17 protein-coding genes, 2 pseudogenes and 1 riboswitch are annotated in these 19,521 nt (G+C 67.5%); of the genes and pseudogenes, 6 read left to right on the top strand and 13 right to left on the bottom strand.

Annotated elements, in window-relative coordinates:
- Window position 1: 1 nt before the first annotated feature.
- Window positions 2-418 carry a hypothetical protein gene (locus DQ353_RS04515; protein ID WP_113761610.1) on the top strand — a complete coding sequence of 139 codons (417 nt, stop codon included), beginning with the start codon at window positions 2-4 and terminating at the stop codon, window positions 416-418.
- Here DQ353_RS04515 and DQ353_RS22525 read toward each other — a convergent pair.
- Window positions 324-806, bottom strand: coding sequence for a class I SAM-dependent methyltransferase (locus DQ353_RS22525; RefSeq protein WP_353616662.1), 483 nt, complete (start codon window positions 804-806; stop codon window positions 324-326). The two genes, DQ353_RS04515 and DQ353_RS22525, sit on opposite strands and share 95 nt — an antisense overlap.
- Between DQ353_RS22525 and DQ353_RS22145 the strand changes: the two genes are divergently transcribed.
- From DQ353_RS22145 to DQ353_RS04500, 3 genes are all read left to right on the top strand, one after another.
- On the top strand, window positions 693-1,055 hold the full coding sequence (locus DQ353_RS22145) for a hypothetical protein (RefSeq protein ID WP_286166603.1): 363 nt from the start codon (window positions 693-695) through the stop codon (window positions 1,053-1,055). The genes DQ353_RS22525 and DQ353_RS22145 overlap by 114 nt on opposite strands.
- A 74-nt stretch (window positions 1,056-1,129) precedes the next feature.
- The gene (locus tag DQ353_RS04505) at window positions 1,130-2,461 is read left to right on the top strand and encodes a YibE/F family protein (protein WP_113761608.1); all 1,332 of its coding nucleotides are present in this window, start codon (window positions 1,130-1,132) and stop codon (window positions 2,459-2,461) included.
- Window positions 2,462-2,540: 79 nt separating this feature from the next.
- Window positions 2,541-3,548, top strand: a complete 1,008-nt coding sequence (locus tag DQ353_RS04500) for a metal ABC transporter solute-binding protein, Zn/Mn family (protein ID WP_113761607.1) — start codon at window positions 2,541-2,543, stop codon at window positions 3,546-3,548.
- 93 nt (window positions 3,549-3,641) lie between these two features.
- Here the strand turns inward: DQ353_RS04500 and DQ353_RS04495 are convergent, their stop codons facing one another.
- The 10 genes and pseudogenes from DQ353_RS04495 to DQ353_RS04450 form a co-directional block, all read right to left on the bottom strand.
- On the bottom strand, window positions 3,642-4,787 hold the full coding sequence (locus tag DQ353_RS04495; protein WP_113761606.1) for a baeRF2 domain-containing protein: 1,146 nt from the start codon (window positions 4,785-4,787) through the stop codon (window positions 3,642-3,644).
- Between the two features lie 197 nt (window positions 4,788-4,984).
- Window positions 4,985-6,343, bottom strand: a complete 1,359-nt coding sequence (gene mgtE / locus DQ353_RS04490) for a magnesium transporter (protein ID WP_113761605.1) — start codon at window positions 6,341-6,343, stop codon at window positions 4,985-4,987.
- Between the two features lie 493 nt (window positions 6,344-6,836).
- On the bottom strand, window positions 6,837-7,358 hold the full coding sequence (locus DQ353_RS04485; RefSeq protein ID WP_113761604.1) for a GNAT family N-acetyltransferase: 522 nt from the start codon (window positions 7,356-7,358) through the stop codon (window positions 6,837-6,839).
- A gap of 123 nt (window positions 7,359-7,481) precedes the next feature.
- Window positions 7,482-8,897 carry an L-serine ammonia-lyase gene (locus tag DQ353_RS04480; protein ID WP_113761603.1) on the bottom strand — a complete coding sequence of 472 codons (1,416 nt, stop codon included), beginning with the start codon at window positions 8,895-8,897 and terminating at the stop codon, window positions 7,482-7,484.
- A 143-nt stretch (window positions 8,898-9,040) separates the two neighbouring features.
- Window positions 9,041-10,360: a serine hydroxymethyltransferase gene (glyA, locus tag DQ353_RS04475; RefSeq protein WP_113761602.1), complete on the bottom strand. Its 1,320-nt coding sequence runs from the start codon at window positions 10,358-10,360 to the stop codon at window positions 9,041-9,043.
- Complete coding sequence (gcvH, locus tag DQ353_RS04470) at window positions 10,357-10,737, bottom strand: glycine cleavage system protein GcvH (RefSeq protein ID WP_113761601.1); 381 nt, start codon at window positions 10,735-10,737, stop codon at window positions 10,357-10,359. Before gcvH ends, glyA begins: the two co-directional genes overlap by 4 nt.
- A gap of 89 nt (window positions 10,738-10,826) precedes the next feature.
- Window positions 10,827-11,939 (bottom strand): glycine cleavage system aminomethyltransferase GcvT, encoded by a 1,113-nt coding sequence (gcvT, locus tag DQ353_RS04465; protein ID WP_113761600.1) that lies wholly within the window; start codon window positions 11,937-11,939, stop codon window positions 10,827-10,829.
- A 40-nt stretch (window positions 11,940-11,979) separates the two neighbouring features.
- On the bottom strand, window positions 11,980-14,817 hold the full coding sequence (gene gcvP / locus DQ353_RS04460; RefSeq protein ID WP_113761599.1) for an aminomethyl-transferring glycine dehydrogenase: 2,838 nt from the start codon (window positions 14,815-14,817) through the stop codon (window positions 11,980-11,982).
- Window positions 14,818-14,997: 180 nt separating this feature from the next.
- Window positions 14,998-15,098, bottom strand: a riboswitch (glycine riboswitch).
- A 308-nt stretch (window positions 15,099-15,406) separates the two neighbouring features.
- Window positions 15,407-15,619: pseudogene (locus DQ353_RS04455) on the bottom strand (VIT1/CCC1 transporter family protein); the annotation flags it as partial.
- 26 nt (window positions 15,620-15,645) lie between these two features.
- Window positions 15,646-16,422, bottom strand: a complete 777-nt coding sequence (locus DQ353_RS04450; protein WP_113761598.1) for an SGNH/GDSL hydrolase family protein — start codon at window positions 16,420-16,422, stop codon at window positions 15,646-15,648.
- A 150-nt stretch (window positions 16,423-16,572) separates the two neighbouring features.
- Between DQ353_RS04450 and DQ353_RS04445 the strand changes: the two genes are divergently transcribed.
- Entirely contained in the window at window positions 16,573-16,845 is a 273-nt protein-coding gene (locus tag DQ353_RS04445) for a hypothetical protein (RefSeq protein WP_113761597.1), read from the top strand.
- Here the strand turns inward: DQ353_RS04445 and DQ353_RS04440 are convergent.
- Both DQ353_RS04440 and DQ353_RS04435 read right to left on the bottom strand, forming a co-directional pair.
- A complete protein-coding gene (locus DQ353_RS04440) occupies window positions 16,842-17,999 on the bottom strand; it encodes a serine hydrolase domain-containing protein (RefSeq protein WP_113761596.1) in 1,158 nt (385 codons plus the stop codon). The genes DQ353_RS04445 and DQ353_RS04440 overlap by 4 nt on opposite strands.
- A gap of 53 nt (window positions 18,000-18,052) precedes the next feature.
- Window positions 18,053-19,042 (bottom strand): ribonuclease HI family protein, encoded by a 990-nt coding sequence (locus DQ353_RS04435; protein ID WP_113761595.1) that lies wholly within the window; start codon window positions 19,040-19,042, stop codon window positions 18,053-18,055.
- A 274-nt stretch (window positions 19,043-19,316) separates the two neighbouring features.
- Here DQ353_RS04435 and DQ353_RS04430 point away from each other — a divergent pair.
- Window positions 19,317-19,521: pseudogene (locus DQ353_RS04430) on the top strand (formaldehyde dehydrogenase, glutathione-independent); the annotation flags it as partial.

Raw genomic sequence — 19,521 nt, 5'->3', positions numbered from 1 at the left:
CATGGAATTCATCAGGTACCAGGGCACCGCCCCGAACCGGCATGGCCGGTTTCCTGGTGTGTTTGCGCTGGCGAACGGGCTGGCCGCCACCGGAAGGCTCGACCCGGCCGACGCGGCCCGGCACCGCACCTCAAACGCCGCGGCCAACGCGCTGTACCCGGATCCGACCCTTGCCTCGCCGGACTGCTATGCGCCGCCCGGCGCCCGTTCATGGTTCAAGGCCTCGGCAACGCACCTGCTGGAGATGACCCAGGGGTACCTTCGGCTGCTGGACAAGTACGGCATCGGGTGGATCGAGCTGCGTTCAACCAGCCCGGGGACGATCACGCAGGAAGACGACGTCCAGGTCGTCGCGGTTCCCGTGGACACCGCGGAGCACCGGGACGGATCCCGGGCACCGCTGCACGAGGCCGGGTGATGTGGTGGAAGGCCGAGCCCCTGATCCCGGCCCAAGCTGGTTGTCGCCGAGGTTCCTCCGGGCGGGAATCGCGCCATGGGGCCGCCGGCCCGGGTCGGTCCGGGCGTGGATCCCACTCACACCGAAGCCGGCATCCTCGAGCGCGCAGGATCTTGCCCACGTCCGCGGGATCGGCATGGATGATCGAGTACCAGGACAGGATCCCGGCGACCGATCCGTCCGGCAGCCGGAGGTCCTCGAGGTTTCCCTCCGTGATGGGCACCCGGGGGAACCGTTGCCGGGAACGCTCGACGAAGGCCGGGGCAAGATCCACGCCCACGACCTCGGCACCGTGTTCCTGCAGGTAATTGGTCCATTGGCCGGGACCGCGTCCGGCATCGAGGATCAACCCGTCGGCAAGCTTCGCCAGCTCGAGCATCAATTCGCGGTCATCCCGATGGACATGATCCATAAGGCCCACGGCCTGATGTCTTCATCGGCGCGCCGGGAGCAGGCGTCGCGCACGCGGGTTCTCGACATGGGATCGATTCCAGCCAGCGGCACCAGGGCATGCCGCGGCCCGGCCGCCATCCGACGTCCCGTTCCGGGGCCGGTTTCCCGGACACCGCCGGCGGGCACACGCGCCAGTTGTTCTTGACGAATCGCTACACTGTTCCCTTGGGCAATATTTGGGGACACAAGGCCTTCCAACCGATCTGGAGCTGAACTTTCATGGGTGGACACCACCACGCCGACGTACTCGTCGACCCGACCAGGCGCCGCCGCGCCAACCTCATCCTGTGGATCCTGCTCGCCCCGGTCGGGGTGCTGGCCTTCGTGGCAACCATCCTGCTCTGGCCGGCCGGCGGCATCACCAAAACGCCCCTCAACGATGTCTTTGACACCGCGAACGGCGTGGAGCTCTCCATCGGGACCGTCACCCGGACCGTGAGCGAAACTTGCCCCTCCACCCAGGGCCTGGACGAGGTCGGCGGCAAGGAACTGCTGTGCGATGTTTCCTACGTTTCGCCCGAAGCCGGTGGCGCGTCCTTCGTGCTGGAGGTGCCCCCGGAGACGACCCAGTCCCGGCCCCTGGTGGCAGGGGACAAGATCAAGTACCTCGACCTGTCGCACACCACCGATTCCTCGGCTCCCTACGTCTTTGTTGACTTCGTGCGCTCGACCCCGCTGGCCCTGCTGGGAATCATCTACGCGGTGGTCGTCTGCCTGGTCGCGCGATGGCGCGGGCTGCGTGCGCTGGCCGGGCTCGTTGGCGGGCTGGCCTTCATCGTCGGCTTCATGATTCCGGCGCTGCTGGAAGGCAGGTCCCCGATGCTGGTCGGACTGACCACCTCCACCGTCGTCATGTTTGCCGCCCTGTATTTTGCCCACGGTTTCTCGGCCAGGACCTCCACGGCCCTGCTCGGGACACTTTTCGGGCTGGGTGTCACCGCGGCGATTGCCGTCTGGGCCACCGATGCGGCGGCGCTGACCGGGGCCACCGACGACGCGGCGCTGACGCTGAGCACCGTGGTGCCGCAGCTGAGCCTGTCCGGGTTGCTGCTGTGCGGCCTGCTCATCGCCGGCATGGGCGTGCTCAACGACGTGACCATCACCCAGTCTTCCGCGGTGTGGGAGCTGGCGGAGATCGCCCCGCACTCCACCGCCGGGCAACTTTTTGCTTCGGGGATGCGCATCGGCCGGGACCACATCGCCTCGACCGTCTACACCATCGCCTTCGCCTATGCGGGCGCGGCCCTGCCCATCCTGGTGCTGGTCAGCCTGTACGACAGGCCCCTGGTCGACACCCTCACCACCGGGCAGATGGCCGAGGAGGTCATCCGGATCCTGGTGGGCTCGATCGGCCTGGTCCTGGCCATCCCGGTCACCACCGCCATTGCAGTGGCCGTGGTCAAGGCGACGGGTTCGGGCGCCGGGCCCGCCGAAGCCGTCTCCCGGCCAACCGGACGGCGGGCCCTGGTGCAGCAGCCGTCGGCAGCTGCCCCGGATTCGCCCCGGCCGGCCGGAGTCCCGGTGGATGCGGGCCGGCACCCCGACGCTTAATGCGAATCGTTCTTGTTTAAGTTAGGCTGGGAATCCGAACGCATCATCCCTTCACCTGACACAAGGACCTTGCCGCCCCATGAATCTCCGCACCCGCACCCTGTTTCCCCTGGCCCTTGCCGGAACCCTCGCGCTTGCCGCCTGCGGCGGAAACGCCTCCGGCGACGAGCCGGCCCCCGGCAGCGAGAAGCTCCAGGTTGTCACCAGCACCACCGTGTACGCCGACCTCGTCGAAAGGATCGGCGGCGACGCGGTCCAGGCCACCTCGCTCATCGACTCCCCGTCCCAGGACCCCCACTCCTACGAGGCCACCTCGCGTGACAAGCTCGCGATGTCCAAGGCCCAGCTGGTGGTTGCCAACGGCGGCGGATACGACGCCTTCATGGACGTGCTGGCCAAGGACCTCAAGCTTTCCGACTCCACGGTCATCAACGCCGTTGACACCTCGCCAATCGCCAAGGAGGAAGGACACGCCGAGCACGAAGCAGCCACCGACGAGCACGAAGGCCACGACCACGCCGCCGAAGAGACAGCCGCCGAGGAGCACGAAGGCCACGACCATGCCGCCTACAACGAGCATGTCTGGTACGACCTCGAATCGATGCGCCTGCTCACCGACGAGATCGCCAAGCGCCTGTCCGTGCTGAAGCCCGAGGCCGCCACGACCTTCACCGACAATTCCGCATCGCTGACGACCGACCTGAAGGACCTGGAAACCAAGGTCGCGAACCTGCAGGGGTCCCTGGACGGGAAGCATTTCGCGATGACCGAACCGGTGCCCTTCCATCTGCTCGAGGACCTGGGAATGGAAGACGCGACCCCCGAGGGCCTGAGCGAATCCATCGAGGGCGGCGGCGAGGTCTCCCCGCAGGCATTCAACGAAATGGGCGCGTTGTTCGACAACGGCGCCATCGACGTGCTGGCCTACAACACCCAGACCGAAAGCCCGCAGACCGAACGCATCCGCGCACTGGCCGACGCGGCCAACGTCGAGGTCATCGACTTCACCGAGACCTTGCCGCCGAACACCGACTACGTGTCCTGGATGGATTCCAACATCCGTGCCTTTGAGGCCCTGGCCAAGTAGCGGGAACCCCCCGGCAAAAAGAGGCCCGGTGGCGGGCGAACCGATCGGTTCGCCCGCCACCGGGCCCAATTTCTTGTCCGTGCCGCCCAGCTGTCAGGTCGTCGGTTCGGCGGTGTTGGGCCACCGCAGCAGCGCGGCAATGCCCACTCCCTCGGGCAGCACGCCCTCGGGCACATAGCGGATGGTGGCATCGGTCAACGCGGTGGCGCGCAGGAGCACCTCGGGGGCCGGCCAGGACCCGATGACCGATTCGGAATGTTCCTCCGAGTCCTCGCCACACAGCCACGGGTCGGCATCCAGGGCCATGAGCGTCTCGTCGTCCTGGTACTGGCCCACCAGCACCGTGTCGGCCTGCGCCTGCTGCAACGCGGCCACGACCTCCTCGAAGCCCAGGGCCAAGTCCGGCCGGTCGTTTCCGGTGCGGTTGGCCACGCGCTTGGACAGTTCCTCCACGTCCCGGCCCAGGACCTCGTCGACCTGTCCCTGCACGGCGGCGGCGAAGGCTGCCTGGTCCGCGCCTCCGGTGCGCGTGTGCTGCTCGAGGATGCTGGTGATCGGCTTGTTCGCCGAACCGAGCTTGCTGGCCACCAGCTCGCGGGCCTTGATGTCCCCGGCCAGCACGATCAGCTTCACGTAGTTCTCGCGGGCCAGCTCGTCGATCTGCTTGGCCAGCTCGTCGGCGTTGCGCCGCCAGATCTCCTCGGTGTTGGAGCGGTTCTTGGGTTCGTCATAGCGTCCCGGAACCTTCCGGGCATGGTGTGCCTCCTCGGGGTCCCCGGTCACGCCACGGCTCTCTCCGACACCTTGGACCGAGGAATGGTAGAGCCGCACCTCGCCGCCGTCCTTGCTCGCCTCGGCCACCAGGTAGGGGAATTGCCCGCCGCGGGCCCGGGCCAGGGCGACCAGGTTGGGGAACGGGCCGCAGTCGACGTCCGCGGCCTCGACCTTCAGTCCGTCGATGAGCTCATCGACCACGACCTCGCCGTTGTTCACCGCGACGAAGCGGGCCACCGGGGATGCATGGCCCTGCGCCGGCACCAGTGCTTCGGCCAGCGCGGCGATGTCTGCCTCCGAGGCCTGCTGCGAAGCGAGCAGCTTGCCCACGACCTCGGGAAGTGCATCGACCGCTTCCTGGGCCGCGGTTGTTCCAAGCGAAACATCTACGAGGGCGGTACACCATTGGCCCTCTCGACGATAGAGCGAGGCGTCGATTCCTGTGGAACCTGCGCGTGATGCCATGGGGGAGCTCCTTCCCACGCGGGGAAGCCCGCGTGCCGATTCGAACCGTCTGCTCACCGTAGCACCGCTGGAGGTCCCGCCGAAAGGGTCTGCCCGGAAGGGCGTCCAGCCGGTACGATCATCTCATCCGTGCCCCGCGGCCCCGGTCCGTGAGCCCGAATGAACCGGCACGTCGGGGCCCGTTTGCCGGGCTTTTCCTAGAGCCCCAGCACGCTGGTGGCGATGAGGAAGTAGATGATCAGCCCGGCCGCATCCACGAAGGTGGAGATGAACGGGTTGGAGAACACCGCCGGATCAGCACGCACCGCCTTGCCCAGCAACGGCATCAGCCCGCCGATGCTCGCGGCCATGGTGCACACCCCCAGCAACGTGAGCCCGATGACCAGCCCGATGGGCACGGTGAAGGCCAGCGCGGCGATCGCAAAGCCCAGGGATCCGAGCAGCAACCCCAGCATGGCTCCGACCCGCACCTCGCGCACAAACACCTTGAACACGTCGCGCGGGCGCACGTCCCCCAGCGCCAGGGCGCGGGTGATGGTGGTGGCCGCCTGGTTGCCGGTGTTCCCGCCGGTGCCGATCAACAGCGGGATGAACAGCGAGAGCACCACCTGCGCCTCGAGGGTCGCCTCGAACGCGCCGATGACCTGGACCGTCAGCGTCGCACCGAGCGCCAGCACCAGCAGCCACACCACCCGTGCCCGCACGATGGCACGCACCGGGGTCGCGAGGTAGGGGCGGCGCAGCGGCTCGGAGCCACCGGAACGGGCCGCGTCCTCGGATTCGGCGTCCTCCAGGATCCGCAGCGCGTCATCGACCGTCAGGATGCCCACGAGGCGTTCCTCGGCGTCAACGATCGGCAGCACCAGGACCTTGGCGTCGGCGCAATATCGGGCAGCCTCCTCCGCGTCGAGCGTCGCCCCCACGCTGATCGGCTTCTTCATGATGTCCTGCACGCGTTCGGTCGGTTCGGCGCGCAGCACATCGCGCAACGACACCACGCCCACCAGGTGCCGGCCCACGTCCGTGACGAGGATGGTGTAGACCGACTCGGCGTCGTCAAGCTGGGCACGCACCCGCCCCAGGGTCTCCCCCGCACTCATCTCCGGGTGGGTGATCACGAACTCCGGGCTCATGTAGCGCCCGACCGCGCCCTGCGGGTAGCCCAGCACGGTGCTGGTCAGCGCGCGTTCCTTCTCGGTCAGTCCCAGGATCAACCTGTTCGCCACCGACGCCGGCAGCTCGTCGAGCAGCGCCACCCGGTCATCGGGGCTCATCGCCGCAAAGACCTCGGCAACGTCGGCTTCCTGCAGGCCCGCGACCAGGTCGGCTTGCAACGAGGCGTCAAGGCGCTCGAAGACCTCCATGGCCCGGTCCTTGGGCAGCGTGCGGTAGGCAAGCGCCCGGTCAAAGGTGTTCAGGCGTTCAAGCTGTTCCAGCGCCTCGGCGGTCCCCAGGGGGTGGAACACCCTTGAGGTCGCGGCAATGTCGTTGGCGGCCAGGGCCTTGGCCAGTTGTTCGGCGCTGAAATCAAACGAGCTGGTGGGCGTCTTGATCATGATCCGGTTCCCTCCGGTGAAAACACACGCATGCATCGCGCCGGCGCGTGCCGGCGACGTGTGCCAGGAATGGGTGGTGTGGGCTGGGTGTTGCGCAAGAACACAACCGCGCAGCAGCGCCGGAATCCTCGGGACGGCCCGCGGTGGCCTCCAGCCGTGATCCGTTCATCGGGGATCCGCAGCCCCGGCGCGGTGCGCGCAAGGGGTGCGTGGGGTCCATTGCCCCCGGTGCACCGGTGCGTGGCATCCGGCGGAGGGGGGTGAGGATCAGTGCTGGAGGGTCAGGGGTTCCCGAGCACCCGGGTGGTGCTCGCGCGGCGTGGTAGATCGACTAGGTCCGTCATCCATGCGTGCGGTCACCTCCATCCGTCCTCGGGGCCCGAAAATCCCTGGGCGGCCGCCGTTTTCCGGGCAAGCCGCACCGGATCGGGGCGTCCTTCCCATCCTAGGCCACCACTGCTTCGAACGGCCAATGCGGGTCCCGGCCCCGGGTTCAGCCCCGGGGCGTCGCGGAGGTGGGAACCCAGTACCGCTTGGTCGGCCCGTCGGAGGCCTCGATGATGTTTTCCAGCACTCCCCCATTGGCCTCGATGGTTCGGGCCGAGGCGAGGTTGTCCTCCCGGCAGGTCACCAGCGCCGTGCCGATGTTGCGCTGGGCCAGTTGCGCCAGGGACAGGCGCAGGATTTGGGTGGCGTAGCCGCGCCTCCGGTGCGCGGGACGCACCGCGTAGCCGATGTTCCCCCCAACGGCCCGCAGGTTCTCGTTGAGCTCGAACCGGATGGAGGTGCGGCCCACCAGCTGCCCGTCGACGAAGGCGCCCCACAGGGCCGAGCGGACCCAGCCCGGAGGCAGGCCCACTCCGTCCTCGTGCGCCCGCAATTGTTCCAGGTAGGAATCAAAGCCTCGCCGGGCGGAGTAGCCGAGCAGGAAATCAAAGTCCTCGGCGTCCAGTTCGGTGCGCGCGGCAAGCGCTTCGGGGCCGTCGGCGGGGGTGAAGGGTCGAATTTCAAGCATGGTTCGAACGCTATCAGCCCACCCCCCCTCACCGGGAAAGCACGGCGGCCCCGCGGGTGCCGTGGCCCGGAGGATTCCGGTCCACGGCACCCGCGGGGCCGCAACGGGCAACCAACTACGCCGCTAGCATTCGATGACGTTCACGGCCAGGCCGCCCATCGCGGTTTCCTTGTACTTCGAGCTCATGTCCTTGCCGGTTTCGCGCATGGTGATGATGACCTCGTCGAGGGTGACGTGGTGCTGCCCATCGCCCATCAGTGCCATCTTCGCCGCATTGATGGCCTTGGAGGCGGCGATCGCGTTGCGTTCGATGCACGGGATCTGCACGAGTCCACCGATCGGGTCACAGGTCAGGCCCAGGTTGTGCTCCATGGCGATTTCCGCGGCATTTTCCACCTGGTCAACGGTGCCGCCCAGGATCTCGGCCAGCGCGCCGGCCGCCATCGAGGAGGCCGAGCCGACCTCGCCCTGGCAGCCGACCTCGGCACCGGAGATCGAGGCCTGTTCTTTGTAGAGCACCCCGATGGCGGCCGCGGTGAGCATGAAGCGCACGATGACGTCCTCGCGCTCCTCCTGGTTCCAGTACTTGGCACCGGGTGCGTAGTGGGTCGCGTAGAACATCACCGCGGGGATGATTCCGGCGGCTCCGTTGGTCGGGGCGGTGACCACGCGCCCACCGGAGGCGTTTTCCTCGTTGACGGCCAGCGCCACAAGGTTCACCCATTCCTGCCAGAACACCGGATCGCGGTCTTTGTCCTCTTTGGCCAGGCGCTTGTGCCATTCGGGGGCACGACGACGGACCTTCAGCCCACCGGGAAGTACTCCCTCGCGCTCCAGGGCCGAGTTCTTGCAGTCCTCCATGACCTGCCAGATGTGCAGCAGCCCTTCCCTGATCTCTTCCTTGGAGCGGTACGCTTCCTCGTTGGCTGCCATGACCCCGGCGATTGACAGCCCGGTGGTGGCGCAGTGCTCGAGCAACTTGGCGGCGGTGGTGAACGGGTAGGGCTGCTTGTTGACCGCTTCCTTGAAGTTTTCCGCCAGCTTGTCCTCGGCGCCCTCGCGCACGATGAAGCCGCCGCCCACCGAGTAGTAGGTGTCCTCGGCCAGGACGTTGCCGTCCGCATCCAGGGCTGCCATCTTCATGCCGTTGGTGTGCCGCGGCAGAATGGTCAGCGGGTGCTGGATCATGTCCTCCACCTTGTAGTCCAGTTCCTTGCCTGCACCCTCGCCCACGGCCTTGCACAGCTGCAGCTTGCCCGTGGCGGCCATGTCTTCCAGGCGCACATCGACTTCTTCGGGCAGGATGGCCTCGGGCTCGTAGCCCTCGAGGCCGAGCATGATCGCTGTGAATGTTCCGTGTCCGCGGCCGGTGGCGGCCAGCGACCCGTAGACATCGACACGCAGGGTGGCGGTGTTCGCGAGGTGCTCCTCGCGCACCAGCTTGGCGGCGAAGGCGTGGGCCGCTCGCATGGGCCCCACCGTATGCGAGGACGAGGGCCCGATGCCGACGGTGAAAAGATCAAAGACGCTGATAGCCACGAGAATACTTCTTTCAAGAGACGCTACTGGGGTGGGAGCCGACACGCGGGTTGGTGAGGCGCGTCACTGTCGGTGGTGCAGAGACCGCGAGCCCGGGACCTTGTGGATCCCGGGCTCGCAGCGAGGTTGTTGGCGAACCGGGATTAGGCCAGTTTTGCCAATTCCGGGTACAGCGGGTGGGCGTTGGCCAGGGCGGTGACGCGGTCCTTCAGGGCCGACAGCGTGTCCTGGTTGTTTTCCGTGGTGCCCGCGATGAGGGTCTGCGCGATGATGTCGGCGACCTCCACGAAGGCGGCCTCGGAGAAGCCGCGGGTGGCCAGGGCCGGGGTGCCGATGCGCAACCCGGAGGTGACCATCGGCGGGCGCGGGTCGAACGGCACCGCGTTGCGGTTCACCGTGATCTCCACCTTGGCCAGCAGGTCCTCGCCCTGCTGCCCGTCCAGCTCCGAGTTGCGCAAATCCACCAGCACCAGGTGCACGTCGGTGCCGCCGGTGAGCACGCTGATGCCGACCGCCGCGACGTCCGGGGCGCCCAGGCGCTCGGCCAGGATCTTGGCCCCGGCGATGGTGCGTGCCTGGCGCTCGGCGAACTCCGCGGTGGCGGCGATCTTGAATGCGACCGCCTTGCCGGCGATCACGTGCTCCAGCGGCCCGCCCTGCTGTCCGGGGAACACCGCGGAGTTGATCTTCTTGGCGATGTCCGCATCATTGGTCAGGATGATCCCGCCGCGCGGACCGGCCAGGGTCTTGTGCGTGGTGGAGGACACCACGTGGGCGTGCGGGACCGGGGAGGGGTGCAGCCCGGCGGCGACCAGGCCGGCGAAGTGTGCCATGTCCACGAACAGGTACGCACCGACCTTGTCGGCGATCGCCCGGAAGCGGGCGAAGTCCAGCTGCCGCGGGTAGGCGGACCAGCCGGCCACGATCATCTTCGGCTTATGCTCCAGGGCCAGGGCCTCGACCTTGTCCATGTCGATGACCAGGGTGTCTTCCTCGACACCGTACGGGACGATGTTGTACAGGCGCCCGGAGAAGTTGATCTTCATGCCGTGGGTCAGGTGGCCGCCGTGGGCCAGGTTCAACCCCATGATGGTGTCGCCCGGACGGATCAGCGCGTGCATCACCGAGGCGTTGGCCTGCGCGCCGGAGTGCGGCTGCACGTTGGCGAACTGCGCGCCGAACAGCGCCTTGACCCGCTCGATGGCCAGGGTCTCGACGACGTCGACCTCCTCGCAGCCGCCGTAGTAGCGGCGTCCCGGGTAGCCCTCGGCGTACTTGTTGGTCAGCACCGAGCCCTGCGCCTGCATCACGGCCAGCGCCGTGTGGTTCTCCGAGGCGATCATCTCCAGGCCGCGCTGCTGGCGGGCCAGCTCCGCGTCGATGCGCTGCGCAATCTCCGGATCGAGCGTTCCGATGTCCTGCGTCAGCGACGCGGGGGCAAGGGATTCGTAAACTGCGGTCACGCTACATCGCCGCCGTTTGCGGAGGCGTAGTCCGCTGCCGAGAGCAGCGGGCCTTCCTCGGTGACCTCGACGGTGAACAGCCAGCCGGCGCCGTAGGGGTCCTCGTTCAGGATGGCCGGGTTGTCGATGGCGTCCTGGTTGACGGCAACGATGGTGCCGGTGACCGGTGCGTAGAGGTCGGAGACCGACTTGGTCGACTCGACCTCGCCGCAGGTCTCACCGGCGGTGACGGCGTCGCCGACCTCTGGCAGGTCGACGTACACGACGTCGCCCAGTGCATCGGCGGCAACCTGGGTGATGCCGACCTTGGTCGGGGTCGATCCATCGACCCATTCGTGCTCGGCGGAGTAGCGGAGGGAGGCAAGAACCTTGCTCATGGTGGATGTTTCCTCTCGAAGAATGACTGGTGGTGATGCTGGTTGTTTGTCGGTGGCGGGGGCACGGTGCGCCCCCGCCACCGACAACGTTACTTGGCTCGGGTGTAGAACGGCAGCGCGACGACCTCAAAGGCCTCCGGCTTGCCGCGAAGGTCGACATCGACCTTCGTGCCGATCTCGGCGAAGGCAGGTTCGACGTAGGCCAGGGCCACCGGGTAGCCCAGGGTCGGGGACGGCTGACCGGAGGTGACAGCACCGATCTGGCTGCCGTCAACCGTAACCGGGTAGCCGCCGCGGCCGGCGCGACGCCCCAGGCCCCTGAGGCCCACCAGGACCTTCTTGGCGCCCTCGGCCTTGATGGCCTCCAGCGCCTTGCGGCCCGTGAAGTCCTCTTCCTTCTTGAAGGAGACGATGGGGCCGAGGTTTGCCTCGAACGGGTTGCCGGCGAGGGACAGCTCGTTGCCGTACAGCGGCATGCCGGCTTCCAGGCGCAGCGAGTCGCGGCAGGCCAGACCCGCGGGGATCAGCCCGTGGTTGGCGCCCGCGTTCATCAATGCATCCCAGAGTGCCGGGGCCTGGTCGTTGGGCAGGTACAGCTCGAAGCCGTCCTCGCCGGTGTAGCCGGTGCGCGCCAACAGCACGTCAAAGCCTGCCACGGTGGCGTCGTCCGCCGCGTAGTACTTCATGTCGGAGACAAGGCCCTTGGTTGCCTCGTCGACCAGTTCGTGCAGGATGGCCACGGAGGCCGGGCCCTGCACGGCGATCAGCGAGGTGTCCGCCGAGGCGTCGGTGACAACCACGTCGAAGCCCTCTGCGCGTTCGGCCAGCGCCGCGGCAACCACCGGGGCGTTGCCGGCATTGGGCACCACGAGGAATTTTTCCTCGCCGCGGCGGTAGGTGATCAGGTCGTCAATGATGCCGCCCGCTTCGTTGCAGATGACCGAGTACTTGGCGCGGCCCACTTTCATCACGGCCATGTTGCCTGCCAGCGCGGAGTTCAGGAACTTCGCCGCCTCGGGTCCCTCGACCCAGACCTCGCCCATGTGGGAGAGGTCGAACAGGCCCGCGGTGGCGCGCACTGCCTTGTGTTCGGCCAGTTCCGAACCGTACTTCAGCGGCATGTCCCAGCCACCGAAGTCGGTGAAGGATGCGCCTAGTTCCGCATGCTTGGCATGCAGGGAGGTTTTCTTCGGGTCGCTCATCAAGCTACCTTTCGTGAGGCAAGAAACGAGTGGTCTTGGATTAGTCTTCGAAGGCTTCGGGAGCCGGGCAGGAGCAGATCAGGTTGCGGTCTCCGCCCGCGCCGTCGATGCGTCCCACGGTCGGGAAGTACTTGTCCACGCGCAGGGCATGGACCGGGAAGGCGGCCTGCTCGACGGTGTACTTGCGGTCCCAGGCGGTGTTGACCACTGCTGCCACGGTGTGCGGGGCGTTGCGCAACGGGGATTCCTCGATGGAGAAGTCCCCGGCGAGCACCTGCTGCATCTCGGCGTGGATGGCGATCATGGCTTCGATGAAGCGCTCGATCTCGCCCAGGTCCTCGGACTCGGTCGGCTCCACCATCAGGGTGCCGGCGACCGGGAAGGACAGGGTCGGGGCGTGGAAGCCGAAGTCGATCAGGCGCTTGGCCACGTCCTCGGCGGTGACGCCGGTCTTGTTGGTCAGCTCGCGCAGATCCAGGATGCACTCGTGCGCAACCAGGCCCTTGTTGCCGGTGAACAGGATCGGGAAGTACTCGTTGAGGCGCGAGGCGATGTAGTTCGCCGACAGGATGGCCGTCTTGGTGGCGTCGGTGAGTCCTTCGCCGCCCATCATCGCGATGTAGGCCCAGGAGATCGGCAGCACGCCGGCGGAGCCGAACATGGTGGCGACCACGGGGATGCCGTCGCGGATCGAGTAGCTGCCCGAGGCGTCGCCCGGCAGGAACGGGATCAGGTGCTCGGCAACGCCGATCGGGCCAACGCCCGGTCCGCCGCCGCCGTGCGGGATGCAGAAGGTCTTGTGCAGGTTCAGGTGCGAGACGTCTCCGCCGAACTTGCCCGGCTGGGCCAGGCCCACCAGGGCGTTCATGTTGGCGCCGTCGATGTAGACCTGGCCACCGGCCGCGTGGACCTTGTCGCAGACCTCGCGCACGTCGGCGTCGTACACACCGTGCGTGGAGGGGTAGGTGATCATGATGGCGGCCAGGACATCCTTGTTGGCCTCGATCTTGGCATCCAGGTCGGCGGCGTCGATGGATCCGTCGGCCGCTGTCTTGACCACGACGACCTTCATTCCGGCGAGCACCGCGGAAGCGGCGTTGGTGCCGTGTGCGGAGGCCGGGATCAGGCAGACCTCGCGGGCAGTGTCGCCGTTGGACAGGTGGTAGCCGCGGATTGCCAGCAGGCCCGCGTATTCACCCTGCGAACCGGCGTTGGGCTGGATCGAAACCCCGGCGTAGCCGGTGATCTCGGTCAGGCGCCCCTCGAGGTCGGTGATCAGTTCGCGCCAGCCCTCGGTCTGGTGTGCCGGGGCGAACGGGTGGATGGAAGCGAATTCCGGCCAGGAAATGGATTCCATCTCGGCGGTGGAGTTCAGCTTCATGGTGCACGAGCCCAGCGGGATCATGGTGCGGTCCAGGGCCAGGTCGCGGTCCGAGAGCTTGCGCAGGTAGCGCAGCATCTGGGTCTCGGACTTGATGGTGTTGAAGATCGGGTGGGTCAGGTAGTCGCTGGTGCGCTGCACTGCGACGGGCAGTTCGAAGCCCTCGGCCGTGAAGGAATCGCCTTCGATGCCGAAGACTCCCGCGAGAACGGCCACGTGTGCGGAGGTGGTGGCCTCGTCGGTGGAGATGCCCACCGTGGTGGCATCCACGCGACGCAGGTTGATGCCCGCGGCCTCGGCCTTGGCGATGATGGCGCCGGCGTCGGCGACCTTCACCTGCACGGTGTCGAAGAACGAGTCGGCTACCAGCTGAAGCCCGGCGCCGGCGAGCACGGTGGCGATGGTGCGGGCGTGGTTGTGGGCGCGCTGGGCGATGCGCTTGAGGCCCGCCGGGCCGTGGTAGACCGCGTACATCGAGGCCGTGATGGCCAGCAGCGCCTGGGCGGTGCAGATGTTGGAGGTGGCCTTTTCGCGGCGGATGTGCTGCTCGCGGGTCTGCAATGCCAGGCGGTAGGCCGGGTATCCGGCGTCGTCCTTGGACACGCCGACCAGGCGGCCGGGCAGCTGACGCTCCAGGCCGGTGCGCACGGCCAGGTAGGCGGCGTGCGGGCCACCGAAGAACAGCGGCACGCCAAAGCGCTGGGTGTTGCCCACGGCGATGTCGGCACCCTGCTCGCCCGGTGCGGTGATCATGGTCAGGGCCAGGATGTCGGCGGCAATGGTGACCATCGCGCCGCGTTCCTTGGCGGCGGCAATGACGGAGCCGTGGTCAACCACGGCTCCGTTGTTGCCCGGCTGCTGCAGCACGATGCCGGAGATGTCGCCGTCGGGCAGGCCCTGGGACAAGTCGGCGATTTCGACCTCGAAGCCCAGGGCCTCGGCGCGGCCCTGGACCACGGCGATGGACTGCGGGAAGAGGTTGGCATCCAGCACGGTCTTGGCGGTGCCCTTGGCCTTGTTGGCGCGGCGCATCAGCAGCACGGACTCGGCGACGGCCGAGGCTTCGTCAAGCATCGAGGCGTTGGCGATCGGCATCGCGGTCAGATCCATGACCATGGTCTGGAAGTTGATGAGGGCCTCGAGGCGGCCCTGGGAGATTTCCGGCTGGTACGGCGTGTACGCGGTGTACCAGGCCGGATCTTCGAGCACGTTGCGCAGGATGACCGGAGGAGTGTAGGTGTCGGAGAATCCCTGGCCGATCATCTGGGTCTTCATCACGTTCTTGTTCGCCAGCACGCGCAGGTCGGCCAGAACTTCGGCTTCGGTGCGGGGGGCGGGCAGATCCAATGGCTCGGACTGGCGGATATCGGCCGGGACGGCCGTGTCGACGAGTTCGTCGATGGAGGAATAGCCAAGCTGCGAAAGCATGGTGTCGATGTCGCTGCCCTGCGGGCCAATGTGGCGGGCGACGAACTCAGCGGACGGGGTCACGGTCATGGGGAACTCCATTGGGTCATCGGCGTGCGCGCACGCCGAACGAGCTGCAAGTTCCTCCCCGACCCTGTTGCTGTGACCTGAGAGTTTCCGCGACGTATCCGACATCAGGCCGGATTCACGTGCTTGCACCTTCGGTGAGCCGCACCGCCGAACGGCGATGTTGCTACTTTCCAGAGTTGCCTCTTCGCGGCGGTACGGGGGCCTGAGAGTTTCCCGGGGAGGAATTGCTCCTACGGCGCCCGACCAACTTTCGCTGAACGGGACTCTCCCGCCGCATGTCAGTGGCTGCGCCTCTTTCGAGGCACGGCTCCCATCCTACCGGCGAAGCGTGAGCCAAACAACACGGGCACCCCCTGCCCAAGCCAGCGATGGTTTTTGGGTGCCCGCTCGGGAATTGTCAGGCTTCGGGCCCGTCTGGCCCTCCCCGCGGGGACGCGGATCCCCGCTAGTCGTCTTCTGCGTCGTCGAGCAGGCAATTCGGCTTGGCCTCGAAGCGCGGGCCGACGTCCACGGAATACGGCGGGCCCCACTGGTTGCTGTAGCGCACGCGCACGGCGCGCAGCGAGGACCCGGTGTTCGGGTCGACGGCCCCGGCCGCCAGGATCGGCCCGTGGGCCGTTGTGGCACCGGCAACGCCGACGACCACGGCGGCGACAGAGACGATCCCGTCGTTGGCTCCGAGTACCCCGGCGCACAGCCAGTTCAGCCTTTCGGCCGCACCCGGGTTGTGCGGTTCATCCTCGTGTTGTCCCGGCGGTGCCTGTTGCCCGTCCATGCCCGCCAGCAAAGCACCCTCGAACATTTCCTGGCCAGCGGTACGACCTTTGGCTACCGGGCCGCCGGTGCCTGAAGCGAGACGTAGCGCGGGTACCGGGCGGACAGGCTGTCCCCCGACGAGGTCCCGGTCAGCCGGCGCTTGACCCACGGGGCCAGGAATTCCTTGGCCCAGACCGCGTCCGCTCGCAGCTTTGCGGCCCACGACTGCTCAACCAGCGGCGGGAGCTCGGGTATCTGGATGTCGCTGTCCTGTTCCAGGACCTCGAGCACCTTCCTGGACATCAGGGTGTGTCCGGCGGTGCCCATGTGCAGTCGGTCGGGGGCCCAGTAGCGCCAGTCCTGGAATTCGCGCCAGCGCCAGTAGTCGGCGATCACTGCCCCGTGTCGCTCGGCGATCTCCCGTACGGCCTCGTTGTAGATGGCGGTGCGGCCGCGGGTCTTTTCGAAGATCGCCGAGCCGTTGGAATCAAACCCGGTGAACAGCAGCAGCGAGGCGCCGGTTGCGGCCAGCCGGCCAACCGTCTCCTCGTACCTGGACATCATGGCGTCGATGTCGACGCTGGGACGCAGGATGTCGTTACCGCCCATGTACAGGCTGACCAGCGTCGGGCGCATGGACAAGGCCACGGGCAGCTGTTCGGCGATCACCTGCCCGACCTTCTTGCCGCGGATCGCCAGGTTGGCATATCCCCACTCCGGGTCCGCACAGAGTTGCTCGGCAACCCGGTCGGCCCAGCCGCGCACCTGGTTCGGCCGGTCCCCGTCCACATCGCCCATGCCCTCGGTGAACGAGTCGCCCAGGGCCAGATATCGTTTCGAAAATTCCACGCCCCCAGCGTATCGCCGCCACCACCCTTGTTCCGGCACCGAGGTGACACGCTGCGCACCACCCGGGGCCCGGCCTCGTTGACATCACTCACCGGCTGCACCGTGCCGGCACACAGCGGGCACCTAGCCAACGCGCGCACGCTGGAAAACATGAAGACCACAAACCGGCGCAAGACCCACCGCACCAACGGGCAGCGGGCCCGGAACGTCATTGGCCACGGTGCCGATCCCCTCAGCATGCCGGAGCACGCGCACGACCCCGGGGCGGACGGCAGCGGCCCGGTTTCCGTGGGCCCGGACACCTACGAGGTGCGCTGCGACGTCGTGCCCACCCACCAGGGCACCGACCCCGCGCAGATCCCCTGGCTCGAGGAAATCCGCGGCGACCAGCACCTGAACGACTCCTACTCCGGGGTCATCTAGCCGGCCAGCAGCACCTGGCGGGCCAGCACGCTCAGCTGCCCGCCGCGCGACCCGGTCCCGTTGGCCTCGGCCCGTGCCGGGACATAGCCCAGCGCCAATCCGTAGGCCGGATCCGCGTAGCCCAGCGAGGCGTTGGCCCCGTCGTGGCCGAAGGCCCGTGCGGACCCGAAGTCGTTGTTCGCATGGGCCTTCATGAACCCGATCCCGAAGGCCCCGGGATAGCCACCGGCCCGGTCCAGCCCGAACACCCGGTCCTGGCTGACCGCCGCAATGGTTTCCGCGGTCAGCAGCGGCGCGTGCTCGTCCCCGGATTCGTCGACGAAACCGGTGCTGACCAGCGCATAGAGCTTGGCCAGCCCGCGTGCGTTCGCCACCCCGCCGATCGCGGCCAGGCCGGCCTCGCGGATGGCCCGCACATTGGGCACGTCCATGATCTCGAAGCTGGGCCCCTTGGGTCCCTCGAACCCGCCGGTCGAGTTCATGGCCAGCCCCATCGGGGAGAACGGGTCGATGAAGGGAGCCGGCTCGCTGTTGGCGCCCTTGAGCACCGGGCGGAAGCGCGGTTCAAGTTCCTCGGGCAGGCCCAGGTGGAAGTCGATGTCGTGCGGGGCTCTGATGCGGCGTTCGAAGATCTCCTGCAGGGTTTCCTGTGCGCAGCGGCGGGCGAGTTCCTCCATGAACACGCCCATGGTCAGCGCATGGTAGCTGTGCGTGCTGCCCGGGATCCACAGCGGTGCGGTCGCCCCGATGATGCCGGCGGCCAGCCGCGAATCAATCAGTTCCTCCTGGGTGAACCCGCCGGCGACCCCGGGCAGGCCCGCCTGGTGGCTGAGCAACTGCGCCACGGTGATCGATGCCTTGCCGGCGGCGGCGAACTCGGGCCAGTACACGGCCACCGGTGCATCCAGGTCCAGTAGGCCCTGCTGCACCAGTAGTGCCATGACGATGGCCCCGGCCCCCTTGGAGCAGGAGAAGACCCCGGTCATCGAGTCAGGGGTGCAGTGCTCACCGACGCTCATGTCCAGCACCAGGTTCCCGTCCTGGTAGATGGCCAGCTGCCCGGAGTAGTCCGAATCGTTGGCGGCGAAGGAATCCATCAGCTCGGCCACCTGGGCGAAGCGCTGGTCAATGACATTGGTGTGGTTTCTCTGCATAGTCACGGCCCCCACATTACCGACCCACCCGCACCCGACGGCCGCCGACCTGCTTAGGCGGTCGGCGTTTCCTGGCGGTAGCGCAGCAGCCAGCGTCCGTCGACCCGCTGCCAGAACGACGAGCACAGCACCGCTTGGTCACCGGCCAGCAGCCGGTAGGCCAGTTGCACCTTGTCCATTCCCCATGGCGTGGCGGCCAGAACCTGTAACGCACCGCCCGTGGGCAGCGGCTCGGCGGCGTTGAACGCGGCGATGATGGTGGAGCGGTCTGTCAGCGAACCGTCACGGCTGATCTCCTGGAATTCCGGGTGCAGGAAGGCCATGACCTCTGTCAGGTCCCCGCGCACCGCCGGGGAGAGAAGCTCGGTTTCCAGTTCGAAGACCATCTGCACGTCCGCGGCGAGTCGGGCCGCCGGTTCGGACGGCACCTGTTCGGCAGGCACAGGTTCGGACGGCACCGGTTCGGACGGCACCGGTTCGGACGGCACCGGCGCTTCCAGGTCCTCGAAGATCATCGAGTCGTGGCCGTCGGGCGCCGGAACCGCGTGGTTGGCGGTGCCTTCGGCCGCACCCTGAACACCATCGAGCCCCGGTCCGGCATCTGGTTCCTGGCCGGCCTGGTAGGCGGTGGCCGCGGCGCGGGCACGGTCGTCTGCGGCCTCATTGAGCTCGTGCCCGGCGTGCCCCTTGACCCATTCGAAGGTGTACTTGCGGCCCTTGATGGCGGCGTCGATGTCCTTGAGCAACTCCAGATTCAGCACCGGCTTGCCGTCGGACTTCTTCCAGCCCTTTTTCTTCCAGCCCGGCATCCACTTGGTCACCGAGTTGATCACGTATTGGGAATCGCACAGGATGTGCAGTTCCTCCTCGGGCAGGTGCGCGGTGGCGCGGAAAAGGTCAAGCACGGCCATGAGCTCGCCCATGTTGTTGGTGCCGTGGGCCCAGCCGCCGGCGGCCCAGCGGTCGTCGTCGATGTACCAGGCCCATCCTGCCGGTCCCGGGTTTCCAAGGGCTGATCCGTCTGCGGCTGCGGTGATCGTCATATTTCAATCCTGCCACGGCACCACCGACGCTTTCACATCGGTGCAGTTCGGCGGGGCCCACCCATGGCCTTGTCCGCGTCCAAGTCGTACGCTGGGGCCATAGGGGATGGGGGCCGGAGACCGCGGCACCATGCAACACCGCCATCGAAGGCTTGGTGCCGTCATCGCGCCCGGGGATCTGCTTTTCCCCGCACACCGCAACGCCCGTACAGGCTTTCGCTTCCCGGTTCCCGTCCGACGGAAAGAAACAGAACTGCGGAAGGTAGTGGTGCCCGTGCCTGGAAACAAGGCCGTAGCCTACGTGAAACCCGGGGTCGTCGAGGTCATCGATACCCCGTATCCCACCCTTGAACTCAGGGACGGACCCGGGGTCAACCCCGCCAACGTGGGGCGCAAGGTCCCGCACGGGGCCATCCTGCGCACCGTGAGCACCAACATCTGCGGCTCCGACCAGCACATGGTCCGCGGCCGCACCACCG

This window comes from Arthrobacter sp. AQ5-05, assembly GCF_003287975.1.
GTDB lineage: Bacteria > Actinomycetota > Actinomycetes > Actinomycetales > Micrococcaceae > Paeniglutamicibacter.
This window is presented reverse-complemented; position numbering and strand designations above follow the sequence as displayed.

What these genes read in the sequence shown, in the direction of transcription:
- DQ353_RS04515 (WP_113761610.1), top strand. Translation starts at nt 2, where the DNA reads ATGGAATTCATCAGGTACCAGGGCACCGCCCCGAACCGGCATGGCCGG.
- DQ353_RS04505 (WP_113761608.1), top strand. Translation starts at nt 1,130, where the DNA reads ATGGGTGGACACCACCACGCCGACGTACTCGTCGACCCGACCAGGCGC.
- DQ353_RS04500 (WP_113761607.1), top strand. Translation starts at nt 2,541, where the DNA reads ATGAATCTCCGCACCCGCACCCTGTTTCCCCTGGCCCTTGCCGGAACC.
- DQ353_RS04495 (WP_113761606.1), bottom strand. Translation starts at nt 4,787, where the DNA reads ATGGCATCACGCGCAGGTTCCACAGGAATCGACGCCTCGCTCTATCGT.
- mgtE (WP_113761605.1), bottom strand. Translation starts at nt 6,343, where the DNA reads ATGATCAAGACGCCCACCAGCTCGTTTGATTTCAGCGCCGAACAACTG.
- DQ353_RS04485 (WP_113761604.1), bottom strand. Translation starts at nt 7,358, where the DNA reads ATGCTTGAAATTCGACCCTTCACCCCCGCCGACGGCCCCGAAGCGCTT.
- gcvH (WP_113761601.1), bottom strand. Translation starts at nt 10,737, where the DNA reads ATGAGCAAGGTTCTTGCCTCCCTCCGCTACTCCGCCGAGCACGAATGG.
- gcvT (WP_113761600.1), bottom strand. Translation starts at nt 11,939, where the DNA reads ATGAGCGACCCGAAGAAAACCTCCCTGCATGCCAAGCATGCGGAACTA.
- gcvP (WP_113761599.1), bottom strand. Translation starts at nt 14,817, where the DNA reads ATGACCGTGACCCCGTCCGCTGAGTTCGTCGCCCGCCACATTGGCCCG.
- DQ353_RS04445 (WP_113761597.1), top strand. Translation starts at nt 16,573, where the DNA reads ATGAAGACCACAAACCGGCGCAAGACCCACCGCACCAACGGGCAGCGG.
- DQ353_RS04440 (WP_113761596.1), bottom strand. Translation starts at nt 17,999, where the DNA reads ATGCAGAGAAACCACACCAATGTCATTGACCAGCGCTTCGCCCAGGTG.
- DQ353_RS04435 (WP_113761595.1), bottom strand. Translation starts at nt 19,042, where the DNA reads ATGACGATCACCGCAGCCGCAGACGGATCAGCCCTTGGAAACCCGGGA.